This window comes from Corallococcus macrosporus (genome assembly GCF_017302985.1).
Taxonomy (GTDB): domain Bacteria; phylum Myxococcota; class Myxococcia; order Myxococcales; family Myxococcaceae; genus Corallococcus; species Corallococcus macrosporus_A.
The window spans coordinates 83,502-101,770 of record NZ_JAFIMU010000004.1; the positions used below are offsets into that span (position 1 = coordinate 83,502).

Genomic DNA, 18,269 nt, shown 5'->3' on the forward strand with positions numbered 1-18,269 from the left:
CGTACCTGCGTATTAGCGCCCAGGGCAACCAGCCCCCTATTGCCCCCACCACTGCACGGATAGCTCCCTCCAGAGCGCATCAATCACGGCTTCGCCTGACGGGAGCTGACCCACCCAGCGCAAGGCCAGGGCGTCATCCGGTTGCGCCCGGAGCCGGGGGAGCAGCAGGTCCAGGTCCTCCGGCCGGATGACCTTGATGCGGTCCTCGAAGCTTTTCGAGAAGGGCTCACCCCGGAGCGCTGCCTCAAGCATGACCCGCCGGGCCGCCTCCGGGTTCAGCCCTTCAAGCACCTTGTCCAGGTCATCGCTGAGCTCGGCGTGGAAGGAGTCCTCGGAGAGAAGCTCCTGGCGGCTCAGGGGGCCCGCGACGAAGAGCAGGTGCTCGGGCAGCCGGAAGTGCTCCCGGGCCACGTCCCAAACGTCGTCGTCGTCCACCAGCGCGAAGGCCAGGCGGCGGGCCTGCTCACCATCTCCGCCTCGGATGACGGCTTCGGCTACGGCCAGGTGCCAGTCCCGCCAGGGGCCATTCCAACGGCCCTTGCGCCACCTCGCTCTTTCGAGCCCTCGTGGTGGTGACTCCACCAGACGCAGCAGCTCTTCCACCACGCTCGTACCTCCGAGGCGCGCCATCGCGATGGCGGCTTCTCCCGCGACCTCGGGTGTCCCGGTGAGCAGGGCCCGGAGCATGGGCAGGTCCTGGCTGTTTCCCAGGCGGCCCACGAGATGGACCGCGGCCGCGCGCACGAGCGGTGCTTCCGCCTGCTTCAAGCGCAGGCGCCCACGTTCGGCATCCCCGGAGGTGCCGCTCAGGCTCAGGACCCGGAGCGCGATTTCTCGCACACGCGTCTTCGTGGACGTCTCCAGGGCCCGGGCCCGCTCCATGACGTCCTGGCGCGGCGTCGTGAGCTCCTCCAGCGGTTCCCATTTACTCCGGATGAAGGAAATGGCCTCGTCGCGAAGAGTTCGGGGGGCGCCGGGCTCCAGGAGGGGAAAGAACGCCGCGATGCCATCCAGCTCCGCGAGCATCCTCGCCCAGGAGGAGGACAGCTCCCGGCGCTCCGTGGCCGCGCACAGCATTTCACACAGCTGTTGGGCTCCCTGTGCGCCGTGGGGCGTCCCACGCAGGACGGCCACCGCGGCCTCCAGCAACGCGCCTCCCCGGGACATCAACGCGAGCACCGCGCCAACAGGAGGCGCCTGCCGGAGGATGAACACGGCCACGCGGGCCCGCTCCTCATCCATGAGTCCATCCAGCACGAGCGCCTGATGCCCGGGCCGGTAGAGCAGCAGCAGCCGCTGGAGGAGCTCCTTCGCCTGCCGGTCCGGCTCCCACGCGCTCGCGCGAAGATTGAAGGAGGGCTGGGTGGAAGGCAGGCCCATAAAGATGTGTGTGGCGAGCGCGGCCCAGCACTCCTCGAAGGAGTCGTACCGTGAGAGCACCTGCGGTGTCAGGATGGGGCGTGCGTAGCGCGAGTGGAAATCATCAAGCGGCTGGGATTCCGTTGGCATGCGCGCCGGGGGCCCGGCCCTGAATGGTGCCAGGAACTGGTGCCGCTGGACGGCGTTCTGGGCCAGGCTGGCGATCTCAGGCTCCGCGTCATCCACATAGGGCGCAAGCGCCTCATGATGGCCCTCCAGCAGCTTGGCGGCGGTCCGGCGCTGTCTCGGGCTGCCAGTGGCGAGCATCGACCTGACGGTCTGCGACGCGCTAATGCCCCACTGGGGAAAGACCTCCAGGGCAACGTCGCGGTACGGCCCGTCGATCAACTCGAAGTACGTGCGAACCCCCGCTTCACCTTCCATTCGGGCGCGGAGGCCGCCGATGAGCTCGGCCCGCGCGGCCTCCCCATGCTTACGCATTGCCTTCTCCCAGGGCCGTTCCTGCGCGCGCCAGCGATTTCCTGGGGACGGCATGTCCACTTCCGGCGGCTGTGGGGTGTTGCGAGCAAGGCCGGCCACGACCAGGTCGATGGGTAGGGTTGAGGCTGCACCGATGGAGGCGAGTGCCATCCAGCGCTCGTCGTCGTCCAATGAGGAGAGGGAGGTGGCGATGGCGGTTGGCTCGACGCGGAGTCGATGCCTCCGAATGCGCGCGAGCGCCTCGATGCGAACGGCACGGTGGCGGTCCCGGACGGCCGTGCGGAACAGCGCTGCGTCCCCCTTCTTGTTCATGCGCGCACGCGCCACGAGCGCCCGCCATCTGGCCGGTCCACAGGGGTCATTCAGGAACTCTGCGTACAGCGCCTCCAGGGGCTTGCTGCGACGGGAGGTGTCCCCCACGAGCCCGACATCCCAGAGATGCTCCCACTGCTCCAGCCACCGTTCCGCCGGAATGCCGTGCGTCTTGCCGGAGAAGCGGATCCGCGGATGCCACTCACCTCTGAGGACGTAGCCGAACTCCAAGCTGTTGACCGCCGCGCGTAGCAGGGCCTCACGCTTCTGCTCCAGTGTTCCCTTCCCGGCCACCGTCGAGATGACAGGGCCCATCACGGCCAGAGAGCCCTGGGACAGGACGTCAAGGCGTTGCAGATGACGCGAGGAAGGGGCGAGCTGTGACCACACCGAGAGTGCCACCGTGGAGGGGCTTCCCCTCGTCGCATCGTCTGGCGCGTCGAAGAGCGTCTCCAACTCCATGACCCAGGCCCCAGCGGGGCGCCGCCGGAGGAGTGCCTCGCCTTCCTCAAGGCGGGTGAGCACTGGAAGGGGAAGATCGTGAAGCCCCAGGGCCAGCGCGAGCTTCTCCGCGAACGCACACGCCCTGAAGGGCCCATCCACCCTCCACCGGAGCAGATAGCCGTCGGTGTTGGCCTTCGTCAGGGGCGGCAGCTCACCTCGAAGGAACCGCCCGACGAGCGGGAGGCATGCGTCCACCAGGACCGAGGCATGGGGCCGGAGCTCTGGCGCCCAGCGCGAGAGCGCGAGCCACATCTCCCTGTCATCATCAAGCCCGCCTTGCCGGCTGTTGGAGTCCAGGCGGCTCGCGAGGCGCACCCGCCGGGTGAGTACGGCCAGTGCTGCGTCCACGGAGACGCGCTCGGCCCCGTTGGCGATGAGCAGGCGCGTGGCGAGCGCCAGCGAGGACATCGGCCGGTGGGAATTCCGCGACAGGTCGAGGATGAAGCGCGTGAGCCGCTCGCGACTCGACACCAGTGCGCCGAAATGAAAGGCGACCGCATCGGGCCCCGGCTCCCCCACCTGAGCCAGCAGCTCCGGCTCCGAGCCTTTCTGACCGGAGAGGTAGAGCGCCGCGCAGAACTCCGCCAGGCTCTTGTGGGAGAACTGGCTGCGCCCAGGCCCAGTTCGCTGGACGAGATCGCTTGTCTCGATGACCTCGTACAGCGCATCCAGCAGGTCTGGCTGCGCGAGCGCCGTCATGGCTTCCATGGCCTCGGAGTCCAGCACCGCGCCACCCCGGCGGATCATGGACCAGGCCGCGGCGCCCAGCACCGCCAGCCCTTGATTCTCGACGCGCCGGCGCACCTGCTTCGTGATGCGCTCGTTGTCCTCCGCGCGTTGCAGCAGCCGGATGATGCATGCCTTCAGGACCTGCGGGACATCCAGCGATTCGCCGAGCATCGGCTCGGGCAACATCGCCAGCAGGGAGATGCCCAGGGGCGTCGAGCACAGGTCGGCGAACATCTGCTTCCTTCTGTCGACGGGCTCCGTGTAACGGGTGTTCTCGTCTTGAAGGACGAGCTTCGCGTAGTGAGGCTTGCCTTCGAGCGCGAAGAGCGCCTCCTGGTCATGACGTGAAAGGGGACGCACGCGGACATGGGAAGCGCCGGGCGCGTCATCCGGCAGGGGACGCGCGCCCACCAGGACCGGGCCAGGCCAGTCATCCAGGAAGCCCAGGATGCGACGCCGATCTGCCGGCGAGACCTCGTCGAGACCATCCACGGCCAACGACACGCTCCCCATCAGGGTGGGGCCCCTGGCCAGCTCTATCAGGCGGGCATACCCTGCCTCATCAAGTCCTGGTTTCGGAGGCGTTGCCAGCGCCTTGGCCAGGGAGAATCCGGCGGAGACCAGGGGGCGGGCGTCCACCCGGAGTGCTGGGCCAAGCAGGGGCGACTCCACGAGGAGCCGGGCCGTCAGGCGGCTCAGGACCATGGACTTGCCATCTCCCGGCCCGCCCTCGATGAAGAGAGGACGCTTCCTTCCGGAGAAGTATTCGTGGCGTGTCTCCAGGATGAGCCCGGTCTCATCCTCGCCAATCACGAGGGCTTCATCTCCCGACTTGTATTCCTCGGCCGGGAGGAAGCTGCGCTCGATCAGCGCGGAAACCTCACGCACCGCGCCGTTCCAGCACGTCACCTTCCGTGCTCCCTCGCGGAGCGCCTCGAAGAGCCTGGTTTCGGGGCAGGACTCCGCAGGGACCCGCAAGCGCACGAGCAGGTCGAGCACACCGCGAAAGGGCTCGACTCGACGCCGCTGCCGTCTCCCCAATCGGGGCCTGGGCGCATCTCCGCCCACCAGCCTGGACGCTTCCGTCCACTGCGTGGCGGGTACCAGAAGCACGCCGGATGGATACAGCTCGAAGAACCGCCTCACCTTGTCGTCCAGGCCGTCCACCGCGACGGCCTGACCCTCTGCGTCCAGCTCACCGGTGATTCCGATGTCCAGGCCCTCGGACATTCCACCGCTGACCTCCGGTTGAAAACACCGGACCGCCTCGGGCCACTGTTCGAGCAGCGCGCGCAGGAAGAGCGCCGCCATCTTCGAGGGGCCGGGGGCTTGCCGGGAGAGCGCCCACCGGGGCAGGGGAATGTCCAGGAAGCGCCTCACGAGCACGGCCGTGTCCTGGAGGGCGTCGTCCGAAGGAAGGGGCTCGCCCGGCTGGGCCGTGTAGAAGACCCGTGCGGGGTCCCGGTTGAGGAGCAGTGCGTGGACACGGGGTCGGGCGAGCGGCGCCCGGTAGAGCGCGAAGCCGAGCGGATCCCTGAACGAGGACTGGAAAGGTCTGGGCGAACGTCTGCCACGGCCAGGCAGCGGGGTTTCCAGCAGGACCGCTGCTTCCTGGTAGCTGGCCTCGAGCTGAATCGCCCCGAACTCCGGGTGGCGGAGTTCCTCCGGATTCAATCCCCCCCAGAGCTGGTGGACTCTCCGCGCCATCGCCTCCCGGGAAGGTGCTCCGGGGGTGCAGAGGTGCTCTTCCACCAGTCGTGGCAGCGCCGCGGCGAAGGCCTGGCGCGCGGGAGCCTGCCTTGGAGGCCGCTTTGTCCCCTCAAGCACATCGAGGGCCAGCCTCCGTGCGCTATCGGGTGTCATCCCGCCGCTCCCTCAGCGCGAGGCTCACGAAGAACCGGAGGCCTCCTTCGGAGATGGAGATCCCCTCACGAGCCAGCCTTCCACGCAGCTCCGTGGCCGTCCCCAGCTTCACGATGACGGCCTGCGGCGACGCGATGACACGGGGGAAGGTCCAGGTAACGGAGTGCCCCGGCGCCTCGACCCGGACCTCGACAGGGCCCGCAGCCTCCTTGCCGGCGGGAAGCTCGACATTCACGAGCACCTGCTCCGCTTCCAGATAAACCCCGACCTCATCCGCGTCCTCCGAGGCTTCGGGCCTGGCATCCTGTCCGGCCGCAGCTGGCGCCACCAGCCAGGCCATCACCGGCGTTTCGGAGATCTCCGCTTCGACACGCGCGCCCCGCGCGGCCTGGAGCCGCCGGGCCAGTCTCACCCTCGAGGGAGAGATGATGGCTGGTGACAGGGGCTCCAGGGCCTCGACGGCTGCCGTGCCGGACGCACGCGCGATGAGCTCCCAGACCTCCCGGATGGCGGCGCCCGCTGGCAGCAGCTCCAGCCGCGCATCCGCGAAGCCGCCGAGCGCACCCACGCGGGTGGAGTGGAGGGCGACATACGCCCCTGCCAGCCGGGCCAGCTCGGTGGCCGCGGGCGCGCTGCCCATGGCCTCCTCCACCGAGACGACGTCGTCGATGTCCAGGAGCACATCGAGCAGTTGTCCAAAGGGATCGTCCCTCCTCGTCAGGTGTGTGTCGAGCCGGGACAGCACGCCTTGCCGGCCCGGCCCCCGGGCCTTCGCCGCGACGGCCGCCGCCACCGCGCGCAGGGGCTCGGGAAGTACGGCCTCCCGGCCCGCGGCGCGGGCCTGGTCCACCCGGGAGGAGAGTGCGAGCACCCGGAAGGCACTCGCTGGGTCGAGTCCCCGCTCCGCGTGTCGGTGCGCGAGCTCCGCCAGCTCCGACAGCGCGGAGTCAATCCATGGAATCGGGTGGCTCATGTGGGCTCCAGTTCATCCGGGTCCTGCGAGAGGCTGGCCACGAGGCTCTGCTTGTCGCGCCACTTGCGGGCCGCCGCTTCAACGAACTCCTCCTGCGTCGCGTGCTCGAAGTCGGCCGGGCCCACGCGGTACGCGGTGACGACACGCGGGGGACGGCCATCCGTCCCGTCGCTGGCGATGACGAAGACGCCGTTGTCACCCACGAAGGCAGCGCGTTGGCTCTCTCGCCCGAGGGAGCCCGCGCGGCCGAGCGGCTCGGCCGTGTTCACCGAGTGCAGATAGGCAGGCCGGTAGTAGGCGGCGTGGTCGGCCTCGAGCAGCCGCGAGCAGGCTTCGGTCAGCCGCCTCCGGGTGTCGTCGCCGCGTTGCACCCGGTCGATGAGAGTGCATCCTTCCCGCTCGGCCCGGTCCCGGAGGTTCGCTGGAAGGCCTTCGATGGCGAGGTCCCACCGCTCGCTGCGGCGGTAGAGGTGCTTCATCACATGCTTCGCGCGCGACCAGCCCTTGCGCATGGCAAGAAGCCCTCTGGGCCGTGCGAGGCGGGCGGCGGTCATGGGGAGTCCTCCTCGATGTCTTCGGGCGTGGCCAGGACGCGGCGGAGCTTGGTGTACGCGCGCTGGAGTTGCTTCCCGACGCGCTCGTAGGCCGTGGCCTCCGGCGTACCCGGGAAGAGCAAGGCGGCGATGTCCTCACGCTCGAGGACATCTCCAGGACGAAGCGGGACCGGCGGAGGATGGCGTTCCGCCACCGTGCGCCAGTCCTCCTCCGTCAGCCGGTCAGGCGCGTGCAGGAGGAGGAGCGCGGCCCGCTCCTCCAGCCTGAGCGTCTCCATGGCACGCACCACCCTGTCCAGAAGCCGCTTCTCGTCGAGGAGTTCGTCAGGTTTCGGGGCGCTGCTTCCGTGCGTGTGCTCCGCGACCACCTGGGCCTGTCCAGGCACCTGGACGCCCAGCTGGCGCCGCTGATTGCGGAGCGCGACGATGAATGCGTTGTGCAGGCTTCTTCGGGCCAGCGCCCGGGGCTGTGCCGCGACCAGCAGCGGTGGCTTGTCTCCCAGGAGGAGCTTCTCGATGACCTCCGCGCGCACCTCCTCGGCCTCCAGGAGGCCGAGCGCCTTGACGATGGCCGGCACCAAGGGCATCCAGCGCTCAAGCCAGGCCAGCCCCTCCTGCAGCGCCTCGGCATCACCCGTCTGGCGCCAGTGCTCCAATCGGCGAATGACCGCCCGCTCCTCCATGCGCTCTCCGAAGCCGTCCGCGGCCAAGAAATGACCCTTCCTGCCCCAGAGGACGTCCGGCGAGGATTTCAGCGGACACGTGGGCTACGCGCGGCCTGCTGGCGGAGCCCGGCGGATGCAATTCAATGCACAGGCCCCCTCGGAATGGTTTCCGAGGCGCTGCAAGGCATTGAGGGGAAGTTGGGCCCTCCTGGATTCGAACCAGGGACCAATCGGTTATGAGCCGACAGCTCTAACCGCTGAGCTAAGGGCCCTCATGTCTCTGACGCCAGACGCGAGGCGGACTATCTCTCCGCCCGCGCGCGCCTGGCAAGCGTCGCCGCGTGTCAGGCCTTGCCGTCCTTCTTCACCACGCGGAACACCTGGCCATTCTGGTTCACCGTGACGCCCTCCGCGCGCAGGCGCTTCGCCTGCTCGTGCGCCACCGGGGGCGCCAGCGTTCCGTCCGAACGGATGACCCTCCACCACGGCACCTGCGTGGCCTGCCCCGGCAGGTGCTTCAGCTCCCGCCCCACACCGCGCGCCGCTCCCGGCCTCCCCGCGTAGATGGCCACCTGCGCGTAGGAGCGCACCTCCCCGCGCGGAATGGAGCGCACCTGCTTCATCACGCTGTCGGAGAAGGGCAGGGGCTTCTCAGCGGGCTTCTTCACGGCCATGGCGCACCTCCCAAACGACGAAGGCCCCCGGTCCACTTGGGGACCGGGGGCCTTCAAATCCAATCAGCTCAACGGCCCTGGCGTCAGCTCTCCACGAAGGAGCGCAGGCGCTTGGAGCGGCTGGGGTGACGCAGCTTGCGCAGCGCCTTGGCTTCAATCTGGCGGATGCGCTCGCGCGTCACCTCGAAGTCCTGGCCCACCTCTTCCAGCGTGTGGTCGCTCTTCTCGCCAATGCCGAAGCGCATGCGCAGGACCTTCTCCTCGCGCGGCGTGAGCGTGGCCAGCACCTTCCGCGTCTGCTCGGCCAGGTTCATGTTGATGACCGCGTCCGCAGGCGACACGAGGCTCTTGTCCTCGATGAAGTCGCCCAGGTGGCTGTCCTCTTCCTCGCCAATGGGCGTCTCCAGGGAGATGGGCTCCTTGGCGATCTTCAGGACCTTGCGCACCTTGTCGAGCGGCAGCTCCATCTTCTCCGCGATCTCTTCCGGCGTCGGCTCGCGGCCAATCTCCTGCACGAGGTAGCGGCTCGTGCGGATGAGCTTGTTGATGGTCTCGATCATGTGCACCGGGATGCGGATGGTGCGGGCCTGGTCCGCGATGGCGCGGGTGATGGCCTGACGGATCCACCAGGTGGCGTACGTCGAGAACTTGTAGCCGCGCTTGTACTCGAACTTGTCCACCGCCTTCATCAGGCCGATGTTGCCCTCCTGGATGAGGTCCAGGAACTGCAGGCCGCGGTTCGTGTACTTCTTCGCGATGGACACCACGAGGCGCAGGTTCGCCTCCACCAGCTCGCTCTTGGCGCGCTCGGCGCGCTTCTCACCCAGGCGGATGGCGTCGTAGTTGCGGCGGAGCTGATCCACCGGGAGGTTGGCTTCCTCCTCCACGCGCTTGATCTTCCGCACCGCCGTGCGCACGTCGCGGTCCAGGACCTCCAGCTGCTCGGGCGTGAAGTTGAGCTGCTTCTGGAGCTTCTTGGCGATGTTCGGGTTCTCGCGCGACTCCTTGAGCTGCGGGCGCAGGTCCTTCATGTTGACCTGGTAGCGGCGCTCCAGGTCCCCGAGCTCCTCCTCCGCCTTCTCCACGCGCTCGATGAGGCCCTTGAGGTTCAGGACGATGCGGTCCACCTGCTTCTTGTTCAGCCGCATCTCCTCCAGGACCTCCATCATCTTGGTCCGGAGGTCCTTCACCTCCTGCTTGAGCTCCTTCTTGCGGACTTCCGTGAGCTTCTTCTTCCCGGAGAGCTCCTCCTCCAGGACCTCGCAGTCCTTGGCGAACTTGCGGAAGCGCTCGATCTGCTTGGAGATCTGCTCGATCTTGTTGAGCTCGCTCTGCGCCAGCTGCGCGGGGGCCTCGCCCTCGGCCGCTTCCTCGGCGGGCTCTTCCGCGTTCTCCGACTGGGCCTCTTCGGGCGCGTCCTTGATGACGTCGCGCACGCGCAGCTTGCCCGTCTTCAGGCGGTTGCTGATGTCCAGGATGTCCGCCACGGCGACGCGGCAGGCGAGCAGGGCGCGCAGGACTTCCTTCTCACCCTCTTCGATGCGCTTGGCGATCTCCACCTCGCCCTCGCGGGTGAGGAGGCTGACGCTGCCCATCTTGCGCAGGTAGAGGCGGACGGGGTCGTTGGACTTGCCACCCGGCTCGTCGTCCTCGTCCTTCTCGTCCTCGTCCTGGTCTTCCTTCTCTTCCTCGACGGCGACGGTGGGCTTGATCTCGTTGGACTGCGCGGCCTTCTGCGCGTCCACGATCTCGATGTCGTTGTCGCCGAACATGCTCATCACGTCGTCGATCTGATCGGACGACACGATGTCGGCGGGGAGGGCGTCGTTCACCTCGTCATAGGTGAGGAAGCCCTTCTCGCGGCCCGCGGCCAGCAGGTCCTTGACCTCCTTGCGCTCGGCGACGGGATCCTCCTCCACGTCGTCTTCCACGGCGTCCGGGTCCACCTGGACGGCGGCGGCGGCTTCCTCCGCGGCCTCCTCGGGGTCCACGTCGTCGGCCATGGCGGCGACGCCCTTCTTCTTCTTGATCTTCTCGGGCGCCTCGGCGGGGGCGTCCTTCGCCAGCAGCTCCTTCTCCTCAGGCTCCGCTGCCTTCGTGACCTTCGCCGCAGGGCTGTCCGGGGCCTTCTTCTTGCGGATCACCGGATCCACCTTCTTCTTGGTGGGCTTCACGGATGCCTTGGGGGGCTTCTGCGTCGGCATTCGGGTACTTCTCCTTAAGAAAATCAGGTGCTTTGGCCTGGGCGAGCCGGCCGATCTACCGCAAAGTCGAGCTTTCTTACAAACGCGAACTCAAACCGGTTGCATTGGTGCCTTTGTTCCCGTTGCCGAGGAGGCGGGCCTCAGTTCGTCCAGGACGCGCTTGCGGAGGGCCAGGAGTTCCTTGCGCTCCGACAGGAGCTGCCGGGTCTCCTCTGTCAAATCAAAAGCCCCCGGGGTCTGTTCCGTCGCTCGCTTTATATAAACGAGCCGCTCGTCGATACGCCGCACCATGATGTCGCGGCACGCGAGGATGAACTCCGACTCCAACTCCATTCCCCCCGGAGAGAGCCGGCGGCCGGCCTCCAGCAGCGTCCGCTTGACGACCTCCGTCGCCTCGAAGAGCGCCTCCTCCAGCCCCTGCCCGGACGTGGCCTGCGCCAGCACCATCCGCAGTCCCATGTGGGACAGCTCATCACACACGCGGAAGGTGTCCCGGGCGAGCAGCCGGGAATCCCGAAGGATTGCGGCTACATAGAGCGCCTCGGACTCCGGCGGGGGGCGCTCCGACTGGGGCTTGGGCACGGGGCGGGGCGTGGCCTGGGCGGGGACGACGTGCGCCGGGTGCGGCGCGGCGGCGGGCTTGGGCGTGGGGGGCGGCTTGTACTGGAGCGACGACTCGATCTGCGCCGGCATCCAGCCGAAGTGCCCGGCCAGCGCGCTGATGAGCGCCGAGCGCGTCAGCCCCGGAGGCACCTGCGAGGTGACGGGCTTGAGCCGCTCCAGCGCGGCCATCTTCTCCTCGAAGCTCGCCTGCCTGCCCGAAGGCAGCAGGGTGGCGAAGAGGTAGGCGGTGAGGGGCTGGGCGCCCTCCAGGAGGCGCTCCACGCCGTCGGTGCCCTCGCGGCGGGCGAACACGTCCGGGTCATCTCCCTGCGGCAGCAACGCCACCCGGGTGGGGGCGCCCGCGGCGAGCAGGGGACCGGCCAGGCGTTCCACGGCGGCGAGGCCCGCGGAGTCCCCGTCCAGGAGGAGCACCAGGTCGCGGGCCTCCGCGCGCTTGAGCACCTGGAGGTGGCCGGCGGTGAGGTTGGTGGAGCACAGGGCCACCGCGTGGCGCACGCCCACCTGGTGCAGGCCGATGCAGTCGAAGTAGCCCTCCACGAGCACGGCCGTCTTGCGCTTGTGAATTTCATCGCGCGCCTGGTCCATGCCGAAGAGCGTCTCGCTCTTGTTGTAGAGCCGGGACTCGCGCGAGTTGAGGTACTTGGGCCCGTCCTCCGCCGCGACCAGCCGGCCGCCGAAGGCGATGGGGCGCCCCTCCGGCGCGCGGATGGGCACCATCAGGCGGCTGCGGAAGAAGTCGATGCAGCCGTCGCCGCTGTTGCGCTTCGTGATGAGGCCCGCCTTGAGGCCCCACTCCAGCATCCCGTTCTTCTGGAAGCGGTCCGCCAGCAGGCTCCACTGCGCGGGCGCCCACCCCAGGCCGAAGCCCTGGGCGACCTCTTCGGACACGCCCCGGCTGGCCAGGTAGGCCCGGGCGGCGCGGCCTTCGTCCTCGTTCCAGAGCAGGCCGCGGAAGTGCTCCGCGGCGAAGTCCGTGGCCTCCTTGACCTGCTGGCGCTCCTTGAGGCCCGGGTCCTGCGCGGCCTCCAGGTCGATGCCCACTTCCTGGGCCAGGTCGCGCACCGCGTCCTGGAACGTCTTGCCCAGGTAGCGCTGGATGAAGGACACCGCGTCGCCGCTCGCCCGGCAGCCGTGGCAGAAATAGAAGCGCTTCTCCGGAACGACGTAGAACGAAGGCGTCTTCTCCTGGTGGAAGGGGCAGCGGCCCTTGAACTCGCGCCCGGCCTTCTTCAGCTCCACGTGACGGGACACCAGCGACACGATGTCCACGCGGTCGAGGACCTCCTGGATCTTGTGCTCCGGAATCACGACGCCCCTCCATCCATCCGCATGAGTGCGGCCTTCCGCCCGCAATCCTGACGCCCCGGTCTGACGCGGCCCGCACCGCCGCCTCCCTGCTCGCCCGCCCAGGCAGGTAGGGCAGGCGGACGCGGACGGGGCGCGGAAGCAGACGGGGGCTGGGACACGGCGCGCACTCCTGAAGGCTGGCTGCTCGCCTCCCGGGGTGGGGGACGGGCGGACGGCCTTTGAGGATCAGCGCTTAATGGGCGGAGGGCGAGGGATCAAAAAATCCGCTCAAGCCCGGGGTGGGAAGGGCACCTGGGAGACGTTCCCGGCGCCCCCTTCCCGAAAACAGCGGTGCTTCAGGACAGCCTGGCCAGCTGGGCCTTCACTTCCTCGGAGATGGCCTTGCCCTCGGCCTTGCCCTGGACCTTGGGGTTCACGTTCTTCATGACCGCGCCCATGTCCTTGGGGCCCTTGGCGCCGACCTCGGCGATGGCGGCCTGGACGGCGGCGGTGAGCTCCGCCGGGGTGAGCTGCTGGGGCAGGTAGCGCTGCAGGACGGAGATCTCCTGCTCTTCCTTCTCCGCCAGCTCCGGACGGCCTCCGGCCTTGAACTGTTCGACGGAGTCGCGGCGCTGCTTGATGAGGGTGGCGATGACCTGCTGGATGCCCGCGTCGTCCAGCTCGCTGGCGCCCGGCTCGACCTCCTTGTACTTCACGGCGCTCTTGAGCATGCGCACCACGCTCAGGGTCAGCTCGTCCTTGGCCTTCATCGCGTCCTTCAGGTCCGCGGTCAGGCGCTCTTTCAGGGTGGTCATGTCGGGGTTCCTCCTCACAGGCGGGGAAAAGGGTCGCCGCGCCAGGGGATGGGACGGCGGGAACCAGGGCACCTGACGGCTTCAAGGCACCCCGGTTCCTCACTGCGGGACCGCTAGTACGACTTGCGGGCCTTCTTCACAGCGCGCTTCTTGGCGGCGAGGGCCTTCTTCTTCCGCTTCACGGAAGGCTTCTCGTAGTGCTCGCGCTTGCGGATCTCGGAAAGGATTCCGGCCTTCTCGGTGGCCTTCTTGAAGCGCTTGAGAGCGCTTTCGATGGACTCACCTTCCTTCACTCGAATACCGGGCATGCAGTCACCTCCTTCCGCCTAGCTGGATGCAATCTTGAAATCTTCAGAGGGTCGGGGGGTATGGCGCAGCGGGCCGGAAAAGGCAAGGAGACCCGCACGGAAAGGATGGGCCCGGGTGCGCTAGAGTGTCCGGCGCGTGTTCCGTCTCCTCCTCCTGGTGCTCCTGCTGGCGGCCAGCCCCTCCCGGGCCGGCACGGTCGCTTCCGAGTGCTGGGCCTCCTGCCGCCGCCACGTCGAGGACCCGTCGCTGCGCGCCCGCACCTGTGGGGCCTGCGTTACCGGAGGCCGGGTGGACAGCTGGGTGGCGTCCCTGGGGACGGGTGGGGCGGAGGCGCAGCGGGCCCTGGAGTCGGCGCTCCAGGACGGCAGCTGGCGGGTGCGCTGGGCCGCGGTGCGGACCGGGGCGCGGAGCCGAGGGCTGACGGAGCGGCGGGCCCTGGCGGACTGGATCATGGACACCCCGCCGGACGCGGACCTGGGGGCCTGCCTCACCGCCGTCCGGGCCGCCGCTGACACGGGCCGGTCCACGGCGGACTTCCTGCGGGAGGCCGGGGCCCGGGGCCCCTCCGCCGCCGCCCGGGTGTGGGCGAAGCGGGACGCCGTCCGCCAGTCGCTGTCACTGGAGATGTTCTCGCAGGAGCCGTCCGTGCGGCTGCCCGCGCTCCTGCACCTGGCCACCTTCCAGGGACGGTCGGCGACGCGCGTGGTGCTGGACGCGGTGGCGTCGCGGCCCGTCGCGGGCGACGCGGTGATGGCGGAACTCCTGTCCGCCGTCGCCGAGCGGCAGCGCGCGTCCGTGGGCCGACTGCTGCTGACGGAGGCGAAGCCCCCGGACGAGGCCGCCATCAACCGGCTCTTCGCCGTGTACTCGCGGGAGCTGGACGCGCTGCGGCCGGAGCTCTCCGCCGGTGACGTGCAGCGCCGGCGCACGGCGGTGGCCACCCTGCGCCGCTACGGTCCGCTGGCGAAGCGGGAGCTGGAGGCCGCGCTGGGGGACGAGGACGCGCGGATCCGCGAGCTGGCGGCGCGCGGGCTGGCGGAGTCGGCAGGGAAGCCCCTGCGGGACGTGGCGCTCCAGGGTGTGAAGGACGCGGAGACGGCGGAGGCCGCCCGGCCGTGGCTGGGCGCGATGGCCCACGAGAAGGGGTGCCACACCTTCCTGCGCGACGTGGCCGAGGGGCGCAACGCGCGGACGCCGGAGGTCCAGGGCGAGGCGGTGGCGTTCCTGGGGGACTGCTCGGACGGCTCTCCCCCCACCAGGCGGCTGGCGCCCTTTCTTGCCTCGAATGTGACTCCGGTGCGCGCGGGGGCCGTGCGCGCGCTGGGAACGCTGCCCCTCAACGGCGAGGCGATGGCGCTGGCGGCGAAGGCGCTGGAGGACGGGGCTCCGGAGGTGGTGGTGGCCGCGCTGGACGTGCTGTCCGCCTACCGGCAGCCGTCGCGAGGAGACGAGGCGGCGGGCCTGCTGGCGTCGGATCACCCGGTGGTGCGCGCGGCGGCGGCGCGCGCGCTGGAGTTCGTGGGCCGCACCGCGCACGTGCGCGTCCTGGCCGAGCGGCTGCGCACGGATGTGGTGGCGGACGTGCGCGTCGCGGCGGCGAGGTCGCTGTCCGCGCTTGGAGGACCGCAGGCCGTGGCGGCGCTCAGCGAGGCGGCGGCGCACGACGCGGACACGCACGTGAAGCACGTATCCGAGGAAGGGCTGCGAAGGCTCGGCTTCGGGCGCTGAAGGCTGGGGACACCGGAAGGTGGAGGCCCGTGGATCAGGCCCTCCACCCGAAGACGCTCACGGGCCGCTGATGGCCTTGGCGTCCACGCGGTTCCGGCCCGCGTGCTTGGCCCGGTAGAGGTACTTGTCCGCGGCGGAGATGAGGTCCTCCGGCTGGGAGAAGTCCGAGTCCAGGAGCGTCGCCACGCCCAGGCTGATGGTCACCTTGATGGGCGTGCCGCTGAAGATGAAGTCCGCGCGGTCCACCGCCACGCGGCAGCGCTCCGCGCACGCCAGGGCCGCGTCCTCCGCGGACTCGCGCAGCATCAGCGCGAACTCCTCGCCGCCGTAGCGCGCGAGCAGGTCCTCGGTGCGCACCGTGTCCGCGACCCGCTGCGCGATGCGCGTCAGCACGAAGTCGCCGGCCGGGTGGCCGTACACGTCGTTGATGCGCTTGAAGTGATCCACGTCGAAGAGCACCAGCGACAGCGGCACGCGGTGGCGCAGGCAGTACGCGAACTCCTTGCGCACCGTCTCCATGAAGTACTTCTTGTTGTAGACGCGGGTGAGGCCGTCGCGCGTGGCGGACTCGTAGATGCTGCGCTGGTACTGCTCCTCCAGCGCGTCCTGGATGCTGAACTTCAGCACCGTGTTGGAGCCGATTTGAATCTTGTCGCCGTCGTACAGCGGCGCCGCGCTCACCTTCAGGCCGTTCAAGTACGTGCCGTTGGTGCTGCCCAGGTCCACGAGCTGGAAGCGGCCGTCACCGATGGCGACGACCTTCGCGTGCTTGCGGGAGATGCCGTCGTCCTCCACCTGGAACTGGGCCTCCGAGCTGCGGCCCAGCACGACCTCCGAGCGGTCCAGCTTGAACATCCGCCCGATGCCGGCGGCGGACTTGGCGCTGATGACGATCAGATACGCGCTCTGCTGCTGGGCGCTGCCCAGCAGGTCCGAAATCGAATGGACGGAAGTTTTCTCCTCGGACATCGCACCTCCCATCTTAGGGGCCGCCTTTTCACGGCGGCAAGCACACCCACGCTCCTTTCCTGCACCCGGTGTCAGCCGACCCGCCCCACCCGTGCCGGCCGGCGCCGGTTTTTCTCCGGTGGAGGAACTGTCGGCCGCCCGACGGACAGCTCGCCCGCCACGGGCGTCCGGAGGAAGCGCGAGAGGGCCTCGCCCCCCCGGGGGTGCTCCGCCAGCCCCTGCATCAGCTTCACCAGCGCCGCGGACGGGGTCATGTCCGCACCGCCGACCGCCCCCTCCGCCAGCGCTTTCGCCCCGGACTCATAGAGCGTGAGGTCCACCCCGTTGCGGTAGGCCTGGCTCACCACCAACACCGGGATTCCCCGCTCCCGCGCCTGGACGAAGAGCGGCAGGAGCGAGCGGCCCAGCTCCGGCGCGATGGGCACGTTGCCCGCGCCGTACGCCTCCACCACCAGCCCCTTCACGTGCGGCAACAGCTGCAGGGGCAGGGCGGGGTCCAGCCCCGGGTACACCTTCAGGAGGAAGACGCGCGGATCCAGCTTCTCATGGAGGCGGAAGGGGCCCCGCGACGGGAGGCCCTTCTCGAAGGTGGCGTCCACGCCCAGCGTGCCCAGCACGGGGAAGTTGGGGCTCTCGAAGGCGTCGTACTCGGCCACCTTCACCTTGCGCGTGCGGTTGCCCCGGTAGAGGTGCGAGTCGAAGCAGATGGTCACCTCGCGCGGCCCCTGGAGCGCGGAGAGCACCGCGTCGATGAGGTTCAGCCGCGCGTCGGAGCGGATCTCCCCCAGCGGGCGCTGCGAGCCCGTCAGCACCACGGGGCAGGGCGGGTTTCGCAACATGAACGACAGCGCACTGGCCGTGAAGGCGAGCGTGTCCGTTCCGTGGGTCACCACCGCCCCGTCGAAGTCCTGCAGTCGACGGTGGAGGTGGACGGCCATCCGACTCCAGAGCTCCGGCTGCATCTCGGAGCTGTCCAGGTTGGAGAACAGCTCGAGCTCGATGTCGGCCAGTTGGAACAGCTCCGGGGCTCGCTTGCGGAGCGTCTTGAAGAAGGCCGCGGGACGCAGGGCGGAGGGCCGGCCACCGGCCATTCCGAGGGTGCCTCCGGTGTGCAGCAGCAGGACTCTGGGCATGGGCGAGGGGCCGTCTGCCAAAGGCCGCCTTGCTTTACAAGCCCGGCGCGCATGGCTAAACCCCGGAGCCGTGCTCCTCCCTCGATGGAAGCGTGTTGCTCCCGTGCTGGCCGCGGCGACCCTGATGGGCGCTGGCTGCACCAAGAGCGCGGAAGTTCCGGCCACCGCCAAGGCCCCGCCACCGGCCGCCAACCCGGCGGCTGCCCCCGCCGCGGCTCCGGCCGCGCCCCCCGCCGCGGAAGCGCCGTCGTCGGATCCGGCGCAGGCGCTGACGGGCATCCCCGGCATGGACTTCTCCGCGCTGCCCCCGGCGGCCAAGCGCGAGCTGGCCACGGTGTTCAGCGACGAGTTCTGCTACTGCGGCTGCCCCCACTCGCTGGGCGCGTGCCTCAAGCAGCACACGCCCTGCAAGCACGCGAAGCGCATGGCGCGGCTGTCCGCCCGGCTGGTGGCGGAGGGCGGCCCCGCGAGCGAGGTCATCGTCACGCTGTCGAAGTACTACGCGTCCTTCCGCGAGCCGCGCGTGCAGCTCAAGGTGGATCCGCGCATGTGCCAGGGCGACGCGAACGCGCCCGTGACGGTGGCGGAGTTCTCCGACTTCGAGTGCCCCTTCTGCGGCAAGGCCCGGCCCATCCTGGAGGGCTTCGCGAAGAAGCACCCCAGCGAGGTGCGCTTCTGCTACCTGCCGTTCCCGCTCTCCATGCACCCCAACGCCGTCCCGGCCGCGCAGGCGGTGCTGTGGGCGCGCGACCAGGGCAAGTTCTGGCAGATGCACGACGCGCTCTTCGGCCAGCAGGAGAACCTCAAGCCGGAGGCGCTGCCCGCGCTGGCGAAGTCGGTGGGCTTGGACGGGGACAAGCTGGCCGCGGTGCTGAAGACGGACCAGTACAAGAACGAGATCGAAGGCTTCCAGGCGCAGGGGCGCATGGCCTCCATCAACAGCACCCCGTCCGTGTTCTTCAACGGACGTGCCTACGAGCTGGGCTTCCAGGAAGGCCAGCTTGAGCACAGCATGGAGGACGAGGTGGAGTGGCGCGCGAACAACAACGCGTGGGCCGCTGACTGA

13 protein-coding genes and 1 tRNA gene are annotated in these 18,269 nt (G+C 69.3%); 2 read left to right on the forward strand and 12 right to left on the reverse strand.

The genetic code is table 11. The features are described 5' to 3' along the window. Positions 1-36: 36 nt before the first annotated feature. From JYK02_RS05825 to rpsU, 10 genes are all read right to left on the reverse strand, one after another. Complete coding sequence (locus JYK02_RS05825; RefSeq protein WP_207049238.1) at positions 37-5,079, reverse strand: HEAT repeat domain-containing protein; 5,043 nt, start codon at positions 5,077-5,079, stop codon at positions 37-39. Positions 5,080-5,254: 175 nt separating this feature from the next. Next, on the reverse strand, positions 5,255-6,241 hold the full coding sequence (locus JYK02_RS05830; RefSeq protein ID WP_207049240.1) for a hypothetical protein: 987 nt from the start codon (positions 6,239-6,241) through the stop codon (positions 5,255-5,257). Then, complete coding sequence (locus JYK02_RS05835) at positions 6,238-6,795, reverse strand: hypothetical protein (protein WP_207049242.1); 558 nt, start codon at positions 6,793-6,795, stop codon at positions 6,238-6,240. Before JYK02_RS05835 ends, JYK02_RS05830 begins: the two co-directional genes overlap by 4 nt. Beyond that, on the reverse strand, positions 6,792-7,505 hold the full coding sequence (locus JYK02_RS05840; RefSeq protein WP_207049244.1) for a hypothetical protein: 714 nt from the start codon (positions 7,503-7,505) through the stop codon (positions 6,792-6,794). Before JYK02_RS05840 ends, JYK02_RS05835 begins: the two co-directional genes overlap by 4 nt. 154 nt (positions 7,506-7,659) lie before the next feature. Next, positions 7,660-7,732 (reverse strand) — tRNA-Ile (locus tag JYK02_RS05845). Positions 7,733-7,804: 72 nt separating this feature from the next. Then, positions 7,805-8,134, reverse strand: a complete 330-nt coding sequence (locus tag JYK02_RS05850; RefSeq protein WP_207049254.1) for an MGMT family protein — start codon at positions 8,132-8,134, stop codon at positions 7,805-7,807. An 83-nt stretch (positions 8,135-8,217) separates the two neighbouring features. Next, positions 8,218-10,338 carry an RNA polymerase sigma factor RpoD gene (gene rpoD / locus JYK02_RS05855; RefSeq protein ID WP_206798221.1) on the reverse strand — a complete coding sequence of 707 codons (2,121 nt, stop codon included), beginning with the start codon at positions 10,336-10,338 and terminating at the stop codon, positions 8,218-8,220. Positions 10,339-10,428: 90 nt separating this feature from the next. Next, on the reverse strand, positions 10,429-12,270 hold the full coding sequence (gene dnaG, locus JYK02_RS05860; protein WP_207049256.1) for a DNA primase: 1,842 nt from the start codon (positions 12,268-12,270) through the stop codon (positions 10,429-10,431). Positions 12,271-12,605: 335 nt separating this feature from the next. Then, the gene (locus JYK02_RS05865; RefSeq protein WP_207049258.1) at positions 12,606-13,064 is read right to left on the reverse strand and encodes a GatB/YqeY domain-containing protein; all 459 of its coding nucleotides are present in this window, start codon (positions 13,062-13,064) and stop codon (positions 12,606-12,608) included. Between the two features lie 113 nt (positions 13,065-13,177). Continuing rightward, the gene (gene rpsU / locus JYK02_RS05870; protein ID WP_014395136.1) at positions 13,178-13,372 is read right to left on the reverse strand and encodes a 30S ribosomal protein S21; all 195 of its coding nucleotides are present in this window, start codon (positions 13,370-13,372) and stop codon (positions 13,178-13,180) included. A gap of 136 nt (positions 13,373-13,508) precedes the next feature. Here rpsU and JYK02_RS40345 point away from each other — a divergent pair, with 136 nt between their 5' ends. After that, positions 13,509-15,101 carry a HEAT repeat domain-containing protein gene (locus JYK02_RS40345; protein WP_207049260.1) on the forward strand — a complete coding sequence of 531 codons (1,593 nt, stop codon included), beginning with the start codon at positions 13,509-13,511 and terminating at the stop codon, positions 15,099-15,101. A 57-nt stretch (positions 15,102-15,158) separates the two neighbouring features. Here JYK02_RS40345 and JYK02_RS05880 read toward each other — a convergent pair whose 3' ends face one another. Together JYK02_RS05880 and JYK02_RS05885 are read right to left on the reverse strand one after the other, a co-directional pair. Then, positions 15,159-16,070, reverse strand: coding sequence for a GGDEF domain-containing protein (locus tag JYK02_RS05880; RefSeq protein ID WP_014395138.1), 912 nt, complete (start codon positions 16,068-16,070; stop codon positions 15,159-15,161). 71 nt (positions 16,071-16,141) lie between these two features. Continuing rightward, entirely contained in the window at positions 16,142-17,203 is a 1,062-nt protein-coding gene (locus tag JYK02_RS05885) for an asparaginase (protein WP_207049262.1), read from the reverse strand. 70 nt (positions 17,204-17,273) lie between these two features. Between JYK02_RS05885 and JYK02_RS05890 the strand changes: the two genes are divergently transcribed. Further along, positions 17,274-18,269, forward strand: a complete 996-nt coding sequence (locus JYK02_RS05890; protein WP_207049268.1) for a thioredoxin domain-containing protein — start codon at positions 17,274-17,276, stop codon at positions 18,267-18,269.

Bases quoted from the DNA above. Each gene is read 5' to 3' on its own strand.
- rpsU (WP_014395136.1), bottom strand. From the start codon at position 13,372: ATGCCCGGTATTCGAGTGAAGGAAGGTGAGTCCATCGAAAGCGCTCTC.
- JYK02_RS05865 (WP_207049258.1), bottom strand. From the start codon at position 13,064: ATGACCACCCTGAAAGAGCGCCTGACCGCGGACCTGAAGGACGCGATG.
- JYK02_RS05830 (WP_207049240.1), bottom strand. From the start codon at position 6,241: ATGAGCCACCCGATTCCATGGATTGACTCCGCGCTGTCGGAGCTGGCG.
- JYK02_RS05880 (WP_014395138.1), bottom strand. From the start codon at position 16,070: ATGTCCGAGGAGAAAACTTCCGTCCATTCGATTTCGGACCTGCTGGGC.
- rpoD (WP_206798221.1), bottom strand. From the start codon at position 10,338: ATGCCGACGCAGAAGCCCCCCAAGGCATCCGTGAAGCCCACCAAGAAG.
- JYK02_RS05850 (WP_207049254.1), bottom strand. From the start codon at position 8,134: ATGGCCGTGAAGAAGCCCGCTGAGAAGCCCCTGCCCTTCTCCGACAGC.
- JYK02_RS05835 (WP_207049242.1), bottom strand. From the start codon at position 6,795: ATGACCGCCGCCCGCCTCGCACGGCCCAGAGGGCTTCTTGCCATGCGC.
- JYK02_RS05885 (WP_207049262.1), bottom strand. From the start codon at position 17,203: ATGCCCAGAGTCCTGCTGCTGCACACCGGAGGCACCCTCGGAATGGCC.